Source organism: Flavobacterium profundi, from assembly GCF_006491645.1.
Classification (GTDB): domain Bacteria; phylum Bacteroidota; class Bacteroidia; order Flavobacteriales; family Flavobacteriaceae; genus Flavobacterium; species Flavobacterium profundi.
Window position 1 is genome coordinate 69,015 of sequence record NZ_VDCZ01000007.1, and the last position, 13,999, is coordinate 83,013.

Sequence of the window (13,999 nt, forward strand, 5' to 3'; positions counted from 1 at the left end):
AACAAATATTAATTTTTAAAATAAAACAAAAATGAAAAAAATTCAATTAAACAAAGGATTAAGCTTAAACAAAGAAGCAATTACAAAATTACAAGAAGATCAATTATCTAATGTAAAAGGAGGAGTTAAAGGATTTACTTGTGCGAATGCTTCCTGTGCAGCATCATGTAACCAAAATTCATGTAACGCTCAAGCAGATCAAATTGCACAATAATTTTTAAAGTAATTAAAACAAATATTAATTTTTAAAATAAAACAAAAATGAAAAAAATTCAATTAAACAAAGGATTAAGCTTAAACAAAGAAGCAATTACAAAATTACAAGAAGATCAATTATCTAACGTAAAAGGTGGTGTTAGAGGTGTTACTTGTGCTAATGCATCATGTGCTAACTCTTGTAACCAAAACTCTTGTAATGCTCAAGCAGATCAAGTTTTAGAGCGTTAATCATTCAACAAAACATAAAGGGATTTTTGTTTCCTAATCTAAAAATCCCTTATGTTTTTTAACCAATTTCAAAAACAAAAGAAATGAAAAAAATTCAATTAAACAAAGGATTAAGTTTGAATAAAGAAGCCATCACTAGACTTCAAGACGTTCAAATGTCAAATTTAAGAGGTGGAGTAAAAAGTATTTCATGTTTACAATTAACATGTAATTCTTCTTGTAACAATGGAACTTGTAATGGTTCTGCAGATCAACAAGTAAATTTTACCCGCTAAGTTTTGCAACAAATCACAACTATCCTTCTCTCTTAAAAAGATAAAGGATTTACTATTCCTGGGTTCTCTTATTAAAATCAAAAATCATGAAAATAGCGTATCAATTAATTGAAAAAATAGATTCTTTAAATACTGAAGAATTAATAAACGATGGTTTATTATCAGGTAAATTGGGACTTGTATACTATTATTTATCACTTTATAAACACTTTAAAGAAGATAAATATTTGCAAAAAATCCAGGCTACTCTTGAAACTATTTTTTCAAATATTGAAAACGAACAATCTCACTTAGTGTTGTCTTCTTCATTAGAAGATGGATTGAGTGGTTTAGGATACATATTAAGCTTGCTCATCGAAGAACACATCTTAGATCAGCAAGATTATACAGAAGAAATAGAGCAAATCAATACGATGGCTTTTCAGGAAGCCATGCAATTATTAGAGGCTCAAAATTATGATTTTATAAGAGGACCATTTGGAATATTATATTATTTAAATCACGTAAAAGCAACCGTTTATGTAGATGAAATTCTACAAAAGATACAAGAAAAATGTGATGAAGATGCCTCTTTTTTATTCTATAATAATGACACCTACATAGAAGGAATTCATATTGGATATGCTCATGGTTTATGTGCTATCGTAAAAGTTTTAAATGATATTGAGAATGAAAAGGCTACTAGTATTACCACAAAAATATTAAATAAATTAGTTGATTATATCAATGAAAATGAGGTTTTTATAAACCAAAAAAGATATTTCTTACCGAGAAGCATTCATAATTCAACTGAATTTCCAAATGGGTTAAATTTTAGAGCCGTATTAGCCTGGTCGAACAGCGATGTGAATTTTTCAACACTTATTTATTCGCTTAAAAAGGAATTGGTTAACCCAAAATTACTAAAAATGGCAGATGAAATTGCCCTAACAAGCCTAGACAGAATCGATGCCAGTTCAACTCGAGTATGGGATCATCGATTTTATTATGGCAGCTCTGGAGTATTAAAAAGCTATAACTACTTATATACAAAAACAGGAAACCCAAAATTTAAAGAAGCTTCCGAATTTTGGTATCAGCAAACGCTACATTATTTAGAAAACAATACCATAACAGAACATCCTTTAGATTTTATAAATAATCTTCCAGCTACTACGCTAACGCTTTTGGAGTTTGAAGAACAAAAAAATACGAACTGGTCAAATATTGTATTATTATGAGAAATGAAGAAATTAAAATTGGACTTTTAGAGTTTGGGATAAGCGATCAAAAAAACTCTATTCATGGATTAGAAGACATCTTTTCCTATGCAAGTACAGCTGATGAAATTGGATATTCAAGATTTTGGATTTCTGAACACCATCGATCGAATCCACTCCACCCTTACAATAATCCTGAAATTTTAATTTCTTTAATTGCAGGAATGACAAATACAATACGAGTGGGATCAGCAGGGTCATTAATAGGATATTATTCTCCTTATTCTTTGGTCCAAAACTATAAATTATTAAATAATATTTATAACGATAGAATCGACTTTGGTTTGTCTAAAGGAAGACCGGAACATTCTCATTTGCATAATTATTTCAATTTGGATAATCCAACTTTCGAAAACAGAAATTACATGAGTAATCTGGAAAGTATTTGTGATTTACTTCAAAATGAAGAAGAAAATTTTGAAAAGAAAAATATTGTAATTCCACCTTTTAAAGGAGTATCACCTTCTCTTTGGTATTTATCTAACAGTTATAGAATGCGAGATATGGCGGTTCAAAAGAAACTAAACATCTGTAGGTCTTTACTACATGGATTAGACGTTTTTGATTTTGATCCTGATATCGAAGGACTTACAAAATATAGAGAAGATTTTTACGCAACACATCATGAATATCCTGAAGTAGCACTAGCGATTGCTGTTTCTTTTACAGATTCTCCTGAAAAACTACTGGAAAAAGAAAAAGAAATAACCAACATCAAAGAAGGAATAAAAGTACTTTCAGTTACAGAGGATAATTTCCTGGAAACCCTAGAAAACCTTCAGCAAAAATACCAAGTAGATGAATTTATTATTTATGATACAGAGTATAATTTGGAGAAAAAGATAAAGCACCTAAAAATCATGAAAGAAGCGGTTTCTTCTAAACTTTTAAAAATCTATTAAAATGAAAAACATTAGCATATTTCCCAATAAAATAGTTCGAATACCTTTCTTTTCATTAAATGAATATAAAGCGATTCCAACAGAAGTAAAGGAGTTAAATGCCTTTATCGATGCCCTGTTTTATCATGAAAAATTTTCAGAAGCGGTGTATTTGGCATCACCTGTTTTACATGAAGAGTGGGAAAAAATAGTTGAATCAGACAAAGAAAGAGGTAAAATCAATGAATCCATTCTAAAATATTACTTAAGAGCAATTTCGAATACGGTTCCTTTTGGATTGTTTACTTCTTATTCAATATTGGAAGACGAACCTAAAGAATCAAATATAAAAGAATATGAAAGGTTTTCTAATCTTGATATGGAATACTTATTGAAATTGTTACATTTTCTGAATCAAGATTCGATCATAAAAAACGCTGTCACTTACAGAAAGAATAATTCTATTTACAAAGTAGGTGAAAAATATAGATACATTGAACCCAAATACGCCAACGATAAAATCAGCTATACTTTAGCTTCTATTGATAGTGATGAATTAATGGATTATTTATTGCAAGACGATAGAGAAGAAATTTCACTAGCAGCACTTAAAGATGAAATTTTAAATCTTGTGGAAGGTGTAACTGAAGATGAGGTGACAGCTTACTTAGATGAATTAATTCAATCTGGAATTTATCTTTCTTCTCTAGAAGTATGTTTAAACCAACCTCAATTTATTCAGCAAATAGTTGGTTTTTACGAAAAAAATAAAGCTCAAATTGACACGAAAGATTCGTTAAAAAATATTTTTGAAGCCTTACGAAATGTAGATACAGCTTTAAATCAATTAGATAATAATGTTTTTAATTCTAAAGCCATTTATGATACTGTTTTTTCTGAATTGAATAAGATTGGTATTCCTTACGAACAAAAATATGTAATTAATTCCAACCTAAAACGCAATAATGTTGTGCCAAATGAAAAGGATATTAATCAAAGATTGCAACAATTTTTAAGCAAATTATCTAAAATTTCTCATAGTAAAATTAAGCGTTTGAATAATTTGGAAATTTTCAAACAAAATTTTTACAATCGATATGAAGATCAAGAGGTAAAACTTATGGATGCTTTAGATAATGAGTTAGGAATAGGATACTTATCGCAATATAATGAAGACGTTTTATTCTCTGATCTTTTAGACGATATTACTATTGCTCCACAGAAAAAAGGAGTTACTGATAGAAAAATTGAACCTCAAATTAATAATTTTTGGTTGAATTTAATCATGGAAAATGCTGATAAAAGAGCAATTGATTTGGATAAAGTATCTCTAGATGTATATCAAAATGAAAAACCAATAAAAAATGGTGCTTTTTCAATCGCGTATACTTATGCAAATGATAAAATCTATTTAAAATATGCTTCAGGTGCAACCGCAACCAACCTAATTGGTCGTTTTGGAAATAATGACTCACAAATGCAAAAAGTAATTGATGAAATTACCACTTTTGAGCAAACCGTAAATAAAGATAGAATCACCGCAGAAATCATCCATTTGCCTTCGAATCGAACAGGAAATGTATTAATTAGAAATGTAGATAGAGAAGCAGAAATTAGTTTAATTTCTAAACCCTCTGGAAAGCGAAAAGTAATAGATATTAATGATTTATACCTTAGCATAAAAAACAATAGAATTGTCTTACGTTCTGGAAAATATAAAAAAGAAGTAATTCCCTATTTAAGTTCGGCTCAAAATTTTCATTTCAACTCATTACCAGCCTATCATTTATTATGTGATTTACAAATTCAAGATCGATACATCGATTACTCCATTAATTTTGGAGGTTTTAATATTGATGATTTAGATTATTGTCCGCGATTGGTTTTTGGAGATAAATTGGTAGTTAGAAATGCACAATGGCGTTTGAAAAAAGAAAACTACAAGTCGATAGAAGGTTTGCAAAATCATTTAGAAACGTTACAAGTACCTCAATTTGTTTATATCGTTGAAAGTACGGAAGAAAAAATGATTATCGACACAAAAAACCCAGTAACTCTTGCTGTTTTATGGAATGAAATAAAAAAGAACGGTTTTGTACAAATTTCAGAATGTGTGTATGATTTAAATAAAGAGAATGAAGTGGCTAATGAAAACATTGCTTTTGTAAAATCACAAAGAAGTGCCAATGTTTTAGATACAATTTGGAATTTTTCTGATAAAGAGAATCAAAATGTAGAAAGAGCTTTTATCTATGGCGATGAATGGATGTACTTTAAACTCTATACGGGTCGCGTAATTTCAGATGTTATTTTAACGGAAAACATACAGAAAATTGTGACGACTTTGACCGAACAAAAAATCATAGACAAATGGTTTTTTATCCGATACACTGACCCTGATTTTCACCTAAGAGTGCGGTTGCATTTAACGGACAGTAAAAACTATGATATGGTAACCAAAGTAATCCATCAAGAGTTAAAAACATTAGTAAATGAAGGAAAAGTTTGGAAGTTAGATGTTTCCACCTATAAAAGGGAAATTGAAAGATATCATTGGAAAAATATCGACAATTCGGAAAATATTTTTTCAATTGATTCCGATTTTACACTGAAATTAATGCGATACCTCAAAGAAGCAAATGAAAACCGTACGTGGTTGTTTATTTTGAAATCGATAGACGATTTTTTCAATGCATTCCAAATTTCTCTTGAAGAAAGACATCAAATCATAGAAAAAATGTATCACAGCTTTTGGGTAGAACATGGTGAAGTAAAATCGGTAAGAAAAGACATTAATGCAAAATTTAGAAAACATACAGAAGAACTTACTCATTTATTCCATGAAACACCTGCCGATTTGCAAGAACTGTATCAAGAGCGATTGTCACAATTAACTAAAATTCAGTTTGTAGATGAGGTAACTACTAATATGACAGATTTACTATGGAGTTATATTCATATGCATGTCAATCGATTTATTCCTGCGCATCCAAGATCACATGAGTTAATTATGTATGGAATTTTAGAGCGTTTTTACAGCAAAGAAATTGGAATGAAAAAGTATAACCAAAAACTAGTTACAGATGAAGCTTATTAGACAATATGATAAAATGGATTGTGGACCTTCTTGTTTAGGAATGGTTGCCAATTCTTACGGAAAAGAAATTTCATTAAATTATTTAAGAGAAAAATGTCATATTACCAAAGAAGGAGTCTCTTTGCTAGGAATTGATGAAGCAGCTACCGAACTTGGTTTTGAAACCTTCTCTGCAAGCTTAGATATAGAGGAATTAAAAAAAGTAGAAGACTATAATTTTCCTTGTATTCTTCATTGGAACAACAACCATTTTGTAGTCCTCAAAGGATATGGAAGGAAAGGCTTTTTTAGCAGACAAAAGAAATGGCAAATTGCCGATCCAGGACACGGATTTATCGATTTAAACGACCAAAAATTTAAAAAATCATGGTTAGGTGAAAATGAAACCGGAATTGCCTTTTTTCTAAAACCAAAAGAGAAATTCTTTAAAACCGAATTCAAGCAACCTGAAAAAATATCATTAAACTTCTTTTTGAAATACTTTGTTTCGCATAAAAAGAAGCTGGGACTTGTTTTTATTTTGATGTTATTAGGAAGTTTAATCAACATGATTTTTCCTTTCCTTACGCAGTTTTTAATTGATAAAGGAATATCGAACAAAGATATCAATTACATTCAATTGATTCTTTTTTCACAATTGAGTTTGTATCTAGGAGCCATAATTATAGAAATTTTCCGAAACTGGTCGCTTCTAATTGTGGGTACCAAAATCAGTATCAAAATTATATCGGAGTTTTTAACCAAAATTTTGGAGTTGCCGTTACGTTTTTTTGATTCCAAATTAATTGGTGATTTTCAGCAAAGAATACAAGATAATGATAGAATTGAATATTTTTTAACCTCTCAATCTATTGCTACGTTCTTTTCAACCATTACCTTTTCGGTGTTTTTTATTGTATTAGCATACTATAATCCTAAAGTACTTTTAATCTATGTTTCATTAACGGTTTTATCTCTTTTGTGGTCCAACTATTTTTTGAAGAAAAGAAAGATACTAGATTATCATCGTTTTGTAGAAAACAGCAACAATCAAGAAACGATTTATGAAATTTTAAATGGCGTTTCTGAAATGAAACTGAATAATTTCGAAGAACACAAATGCAATCAATGGAAAGAAGTACAAAATAGATTGTTTAAAATTAATCTTAAAATCCTGAAATTAGACCAAATTCAAAGTTCTGGATTCAATTTTATCAATCACATTAAAAATATCTGTGTTTCTTTTTATACAGCTGTTTTAGTTGTGCAAGGAGATATGTCACTAGGTGTTTTATTGAGTGTTTCTTATATTATTGGAATGATGAATTCACCAGTAGATCAATTGGTTTCTTTCTTAAAATCTTTGCAGGATGCTAAATTGAGTTTAGCACGATTGAATGAAGTTCAAACCGAACAAGCAGAAGAAAAGGAAAACTATGCCAATTTAGAATTAAAAAGTGCACTTCATTCAGGAGTTAAATTAAGTAATGTTTCTTTTCAATATGAAGGACCAAGATCACCTTTTGTATTAAAAAATATCGACATGTATATTCCAGATGGGAAAATTACTGCGATAGTAGGTGCTTCCGGTAGCGGAAAAACCACTTTAATGAAAATGTTACTGCGCTTTTATGATTCCATAACAGGACATATTAGTTTTAATGGTCAGAATATTTTAAATCTATCACCAAAAGATTTACGAAAAAATTGTGGGGTTGTAATGCAAGACGGTTTCATTTTTTCAGATTCCATTAAAAGGAATATTGCTACAGCAGATGAAGAAATAGATTATGACAGGTTAAAAAAAGCCGCTCAAATTGCCAATATTGAAGAGTATATCGAATCGTTACCATTGAAATATGACACCAAAATTGGTGCTTCGGGCAGTGGTCTTTCTGGAGGTCAAAAGCAAAGAATCTTAATCGCAAGAGCCGTTTACAAAAATCCACATTATGTTTTCTTTGACGAAGCTACTTCAGCTTTAGATGCAGAAAATGAGAAGATAATTCACGACAATTTATTCGATTTTTTCAAAGGAAAAACAGTGGTAATCATTGCCCACAGATTAAGTACCGTAAAACATGCCGATCAAATTGTAGTTCTGAAAAAAGGAGAAATTAGCGAAGTGGGAAGTCATGCACAATTAGTAGAAAGAAAAGGAGATTATTTTAGTTTAGTAAAAAACCAATTAGAATTAGGAAGTTAACATGAAAACAAATAACATTATCACAGAAAGTAGTATCGTAAGAGAAATAGAAGAAGCTATTCAAGACAACCATCATATTTTTACGTCCATGGGTGTCGTAAATGGTTTAGCAGGGGTTTCTTTATTTTATTATTATTTAGGAGATACCGATTTAAGTATCTCTTTTCTAGAAAAAGCCATTGAGGGCTTAAACGACTCTTATGAAGGGCCTAATATTGTGGAAGACATTATTAGTATTGGTAAACTATTAACTTTTTATGTAGACAATGGATTGCTGCAGCAAGAAGACATAGAAATGTATTTTGAAAGTTATGATCCTATATTAGAAGAATTATTTGTTGATAGTTTAAAAGAAGACAATTTGAGTCCGGTAACAGGAATCTTAAAGTATGTCAATTATTTTGTACAACGCACGAAGTATGGCAAGAAAGATTATACTTTGTTTTTCTCAGACGTGGTCGACAAAATAGAGAAATTAGCGCAGACTGACGCTGAAACTGGTGGTATTTATTGGATTTCAAATGTGGATCGTCAAGGTAAGAAGCTAATCGAATTAGGAGTAAAACATGGCGTGATGGGAATCGTTGATAGTTTGATTAATTTGCACCAAATTAATTTTCAAAAAGAAAGAGTACAAAAACTTATAGAAAAAGCCTTGCTTTACACCACAGCACATCAGTTTGAAAATAAAAAAGTCATTTTCCCTTTTTGTACCGATGATGTTTCAGAAGCAAAATCCTTCTCTTTTGGGTTAATGTATGGTGATTTAGGAATAGCCTATGTATTGCATCGAGCAGCTGATGTTTTTGGTTGGAAAGAGTATGCAGCATTGGCTTTAAAAACTTTAACAAGAGCTAGCGAAATTAGAGATGATAAAAAGGAAATTATTAAAGATGCTAATTTATTTTATGGAAGTTTAGGAGTGGCCTCTTTTTTCAAATTGATGAAAGAAAAAACCCAAAGTAATTTTTTAGAAGAAGCTATTCAATATTGGTATACCAAAACAGAAGATTATAAAATACAGGAAAGTCAATGGGCTGGTTTTGATACTACTTTCAATAAATTTGATGTAAATGCACAGTTGTCTTTTTCCCACGGAATTGTTGGAATTGGAACTGCATTATTACATTTTGAGAAAAATTTAGATTTTGGCTTTCTATCATTTATAGATTATGAAAAGTAATTTTTAAATACAAGAAAGGAATACAATTTTGTATTCCTTTCTTATTTTACTTTATTAAATCATCGAATTTTTTAAGACAATATTGATTTTGTTTGTCTTGGTAAAACCCTAAATAATAGACGTCTTTAACTTTAAAGAGCGTTTTAAGTTTCAAATTTTTATTGCCATCTAAGTAACTTCTTACTTGATCAAAAGCAAAGAGAGGTACATCTCCCTCTAAGTGGTTTAAACTTTTATCAAAAAGACAATTTGTATAAACGACTTTTTGATTTGCATAAGAATTAAAACTATCTAAAGCAGGACTTAAAGCAGCTCCAATTAGGGCACCAGTTGCACCAAACATTGAACCTCCAACAAAAACACCAGTTGTCATTTTGCCAGTTGTAGATAGACCTCCGATTGTTATAAGATAGTTATTATTAAAATTATGTACAGTTAAGCCACAATTTAGACTGTTTATTTTTCTAATAAATTTAGAACTTTTATCAAATTCTCTTTTACCACCAAAATCTCCATTTTCTTGAAAAACTGGAGAATTTTTAAAATAAAGAGAATCCGATTTTTTTAGATGATGTGTTTTTAGCAAATTATCATCCCTATCTTTTAAAGTTAAATAAAATTCTTCTTCCGTTGTTTTGATTTGAAAAATCTGATTATTAAAAATATAAGAATTGGAATTGAAAAATAAATCATCTCCTTGAACACTCGGCTTTTTAAAGTATTTAAGCGTATAGTCAAAAGAGTTAAGATTTATAAAAATACATTGGGTTACATCTAAATGATTGTCAAAAGTAAAAATCATTTCATTATCGCTTACATATAGTTTCCTTTTAGCACTAGTAGATTTTAATGAAACTAAATTATTTTTTGTGATAACTTGAATTTCTGAATAAATGTTTTCTGGATAAACAATTTCAGTAAAAAGATCATAAATATGAGTTCTTCTTTTTGAAGAGTTATAAAAAGTTTCCTCCTTTAAATTTATTTTTTTTATGTCTAATTTACCATCTTTAATAATATAAAGGTTAATCGTTAAATCAATTTTATTACAAGTCATCAAATAAAAACAATCATTAATTGAGACAGAAGGTAATATAGTTTGTTTTTTCAATTCCAAAGAAAATTTTTTTTGAACAATCTTTTTATCTGAAAAATCAAAACCCTGTTCTATAATTTCAGTTTTATTTGATTTTGCCCAAATAAGCCCAATTTGATTTCCGTTTCTATTATAACCTAGAATCTCTTCATATTTCGATTCTGGTCTATCAGCTGATAAGGTATCAATAATTTGAAACTCATGATTTAAACGAATCGCAGTTACTTTTTCTTTATCACTAAAAAACATAGTAACAGTATTGGTAATAGAATCAACTACTTGGAAAACATCTCTATTGCCTTTTAACTTTAAATCAAACGCATGATTAAATTCTTGACCATAAACAAACATGTTGAAGAGAAACAACAGGTTTACAATAACTAATTTATTTCTCATTGTTAACTAATTAATGCTCCATTTAGAACACCTTCAGTATCAGGATTTACAAAAACTAATTTTCCTTCTGCTGTATTAGTCATTAAAATCATTCCAGCACTTTCAACTCCACGTAACGCTCTTGGTGCTAAATTCGCTAAAACAGTCACTCTTTTACCCACAACTTCTTCTGGAGAAAAGTGTTCTGCAATTCCAGACACAATCGTTCTAACATCAATACCTGTATCTACTTTTAAAACTAATAGTTTATTTGCTTTAGGCATTTTTTCAGCTTCTAAAATAGTACCCACACGTAAGTCTAATTTGGTAAAATCATCAAATGTAGCCACTTCTTTTTGAGGTTCTGCTTTAGCATTCGCTATTTGGTTCGCTTTTTTAGAAGCTTCTAGTTTGTCCAATTGTTTTTGTATTTCGGCATCTTCAATTTGTGCAAATAAGATTTGTGCTTCTCCTATTTTGTGTCCAGCAGGAAGCAAATCTGTTTTTTTACTAATGCTATTCCAATTTACATCTAACACACTTGTATTTAGAATTGTTTTTAATTTTTCGGATGTAAAAGGTAAGAAAGGCTCGCATAAAGTTTGTAAAGCAGCAGCAATTTGCAACGCTACATACATTTGTGTTTTTACTCTTTCAGGATTTTCTTTTACCATTTTCCAAGGTTCTTCATCGGCCAAATACTTGTTTCCTAAACGCGCTACATTCATCACTTCACTTAAGGCTTCTCTAAAACGATAACGTTCAACAGAACTTGAGATTACAGAAGGATACGCTTTTAATTCGGTTAAAGTTTGTTCGTCTACTTCAGTAAATTCATTTGGAGTTGGTATAATTCCATCATAATATTTATTGGTTAACACGACCACACGATTAATGAAGTTACCAAAAATAGCCGCTAATTCATTATTGTTTCTCGCTTGAAAATCTTTCCAAGTAAAATCATTGTCTTTTGTTTCAGGAGCATTAGCTGTTAACGCATAACGTAACACATCTTGTTTATCTGGAAAATCTTGTAAATATTCATGCAACCAAACCGCCCAGTTTTTTGAAGTTGACAATTTGTTTCCTTCTAAATTCAAAAATTCATTAGCCGGAACATTATCGGGTAAAATATAGCTACCTTCCGCTTTTAACATTACCGGGAAAATAATACAATGGAAAACGATGTTGTCTTTTCCTATAAAGTGTACCAATTTGGTTTCCTCATTTTTCCAATACGGTTCCCAATCTTTACCTTCTCTTGCAGCCCATTCTTTGGTTGCAGAAATATAACCAATAGGCGCATCAAACCAAACATATAATTTTTTTCCTTCAGCTCCTTCTACTGGAACATCGATTCCCCAATCTAAATCTCGAGTTACGGCTCTAGGCTCTAAACCACCATCAACCCATGATTTTACTTGACCGTATACATTTGGTTTCCAATCGTTTTTATGACCTTCTAAAACCCATTCTCTTAAAAAAGCATCGTATTCATTTAATGGTAAAAACCAATGTTTTGTAGATTTTAAAACGGGAGTTTCACCTGTAATAGTTGATTTAGGATTAATTAAATCAGTAGCATTTAGTGAAGAACCACAACGTTCGCATTGGTCTCCATACGCTTCTGGGTTTTCACATTTCGGACAAGTCCCTGTTACGAAACGATCGGCTAAAAACTGATCCGCTTTAGCATCATATAATTGTTCGGTAGTTTGTTCAATAAACTTCCCTTCTTGATATAATTTTTTAAAGAAATCCTGTGCTGTATGATGATGAATTGGTGCGGAAGTTCTGGAATAATTGTCAAAAGTAATTCCGAAATCGATAAACGACTGACGAATAATACCATCATATTTATCAATTACTTCTTGTGGTGTGATTCCTTCTTTCTTTGCTTTCATTGAAATGGCCACACCATGTTCATCACTTCCACAAACAAAAACAACATCTTTACCTTGTAAACGTAAATATCTAGCATAAATATCACTGGGTACATACACACCAGCTAAGTGACCAATATGTATTGGGCCATTAGTATAAGGTAATGCAGCAGTTATCGTATATCTTTTTGGATTTTCTAACATAAATAGATTGAATTTTAAATTCTGAAAAACACTCAGAAAAACATGCAAAAATAATTCTTTAGGAATGAATTGACGAATTTTTGTCTTTTATTTTATGTATTTTTGAAGTAAACTTTTACAATTTATGAAGTTTGTTTATTTTGGAATACTATTTTATTTATCATTATACGCACATTCTCAACAAAAAATGAAACTACCACCTTATTTAAAAAAAGGCGACACCGTTGCCATTGTATGTACTGCTAGAAAATTTATGCCAGAAGAGGCGAAACCAGCAATTGAACTTTTAGAATCTTGGGGTTTAAAAGCAAAATTAGGAAGAACGATTGGTTTAGATAGCTGTCAGTTAGGCGGGACAGATGTGGAGCGTGCTGCCGATTTGCAACAAATGATGGACGATGACAACGTAAAAGCAATCTGGTGTGCAAGAGGAGGTTATGGTACGGTTCGAATTATCGATTTGTTAGATTTTACTAAATTTTCCAAAAAACCAAAATGGGTTATGGGTTTTAGCGATGTTACCGTCTTGCATAGTCATTTAAATACATTAGGAATTGCCACCTTACATTCTATTATGCCTTTTACCGTTCCAAATGCTCCTGAAAAAGTAAAACAAACTTTGAAAGATGCTTTATTTGGGACTAAATTAAATTATACACTCCCTTCTAAATCGTATGATGTAAAAGGGAAAGCAGAAGGAGAATTAGTCGGAGGGAATATTTCCATCTTGTATAGTTTATTAGGCTCATCTTCTTCAATTTCTACTCAGGGCAAAATTCTTTTCATTGAAGATTTGGATGAATATTTATATCATGTGGATCGAATGATGTACAATTTGAAACGTAATGGTTATTTTGAAAATGCTAAAGGAATCATTGTGGGTAGTATGAGAGACATGCACGATAACGAAATTCCTTTTGGACAAAATGAAGTGCAAATTATTACAGCGATTGCGAAAGAATATAATATTCCAATTGCTTTTGAATTTTGTGCAGGTCATCAAAAAGACAATCGTACTTTAGTTTTTGGAAGTCATGTTTCGTTTGAAGTGAACGATAAAGAGATTCAACTACAATTTAAATAGAGAACTTGTGTATTTAAAATTTTTGATGAA

The 13,999-nt window shown here is 30.5% G+C and carries 11 protein-coding genes; 9 read left to right on the forward strand and 2 right to left on the reverse strand.

The genetic code is table 11. From position 1 onward, the window contains the following. Positions 1–31: 31 nt before the first annotated feature. The 8 genes from FHG05_RS10330 (at position 32) to FHG05_RS10365 (ending at position 9,327) form a co-directional block, all read left to right on the forward strand. The gene (locus FHG05_RS10330; RefSeq protein WP_140997948.1) at positions 32–214 is read left to right on the forward strand and encodes a class I lanthipeptide; all 183 of its coding nucleotides are present in this window, start codon (positions 32–34) and stop codon (positions 212–214) included. 47 nt (positions 215–261) lie between these two features. Then, positions 262–447 carry a class I lanthipeptide gene (locus FHG05_RS10335; RefSeq protein WP_140997949.1) on the forward strand — a complete coding sequence of 62 codons (186 nt, stop codon included), beginning with the start codon at positions 262–264 and terminating at the stop codon, positions 445–447. Positions 448–530: 83 nt separating this feature from the next. Further along, positions 531–722, forward strand: coding sequence for a class I lanthipeptide (locus tag FHG05_RS10340; RefSeq protein ID WP_140997950.1), 192 nt, complete (start codon positions 531–533; stop codon positions 720–722). 86 nt (positions 723–808) lie between these two features. Further along, on the forward strand, positions 809–1,942 hold the full coding sequence (locus FHG05_RS10345) for a lanthionine synthetase LanC family protein (protein ID WP_140997951.1): 1,134 nt from the start codon (positions 809–811) through the stop codon (positions 1,940–1,942). Further along, the gene (locus FHG05_RS10350; RefSeq protein WP_140997952.1) at positions 1,939–2,883 is read left to right on the forward strand and encodes an LLM class flavin-dependent oxidoreductase; all 945 of its coding nucleotides are present in this window, start codon (positions 1,939–1,941) and stop codon (positions 2,881–2,883) included. The genes FHG05_RS10345 and FHG05_RS10350 overlap by 4 nt, the downstream gene beginning before the upstream one ends. A gap of 1 nt (position 2,884) precedes the next feature. Further along, the gene (locus FHG05_RS10355) at positions 2,885–5,959 is read left to right on the forward strand and encodes a lantibiotic dehydratase (RefSeq protein WP_140997953.1); all 3,075 of its coding nucleotides are present in this window, start codon (positions 2,885–2,887) and stop codon (positions 5,957–5,959) included. After that, a complete protein-coding gene (locus FHG05_RS10360; protein ID WP_140997954.1) occupies positions 5,946–8,144 on the forward strand; it encodes a peptidase domain-containing ABC transporter in 2,199 nt (732 codons plus the stop codon). Before FHG05_RS10355 ends, FHG05_RS10360 begins: the two co-directional genes overlap by 14 nt. A gap of 1 nt (position 8,145) precedes the next feature. Continuing rightward, positions 8,146–9,327 carry a lanthionine synthetase LanC family protein gene (locus tag FHG05_RS10365; protein WP_140997955.1) on the forward strand — a complete coding sequence of 394 codons (1,182 nt, stop codon included), beginning with the start codon at positions 8,146–8,148 and terminating at the stop codon, positions 9,325–9,327. 46 nt (positions 9,328–9,373) lie between these two features. Here the strand turns inward: FHG05_RS10365 and FHG05_RS10370 are convergent, their stop codons facing one another. Next, positions 9,374–10,819 carry a hypothetical protein gene (locus FHG05_RS10370; protein ID WP_140997956.1) on the reverse strand — a complete coding sequence of 482 codons (1,446 nt, stop codon included), beginning with the start codon at positions 10,817–10,819 and terminating at the stop codon, positions 9,374–9,376. A 2-nt stretch (positions 10,820–10,821) separates the two neighbouring features. Beyond that, positions 10,822–12,885: a methionine--tRNA ligase gene (gene metG / locus FHG05_RS10375; protein ID WP_140997957.1), complete on the reverse strand. Its 2,064-nt coding sequence runs from the start codon at positions 12,883–12,885 to the stop codon at positions 10,822–10,824. Between the two features lie 187 nt (positions 12,886–13,072). On the opposite strand from metG, the gene FHG05_RS10380 reads away from it, so the two are divergent. After that, positions 13,073–13,969: a S66 peptidase family protein gene (locus FHG05_RS10380; RefSeq protein ID WP_232338080.1), complete on the forward strand. Its 897-nt coding sequence runs from the start codon at positions 13,073–13,075 to the stop codon at positions 13,967–13,969. The last annotated feature ends 30 nt before the right edge of the window (positions 13,970–13,999 follow it).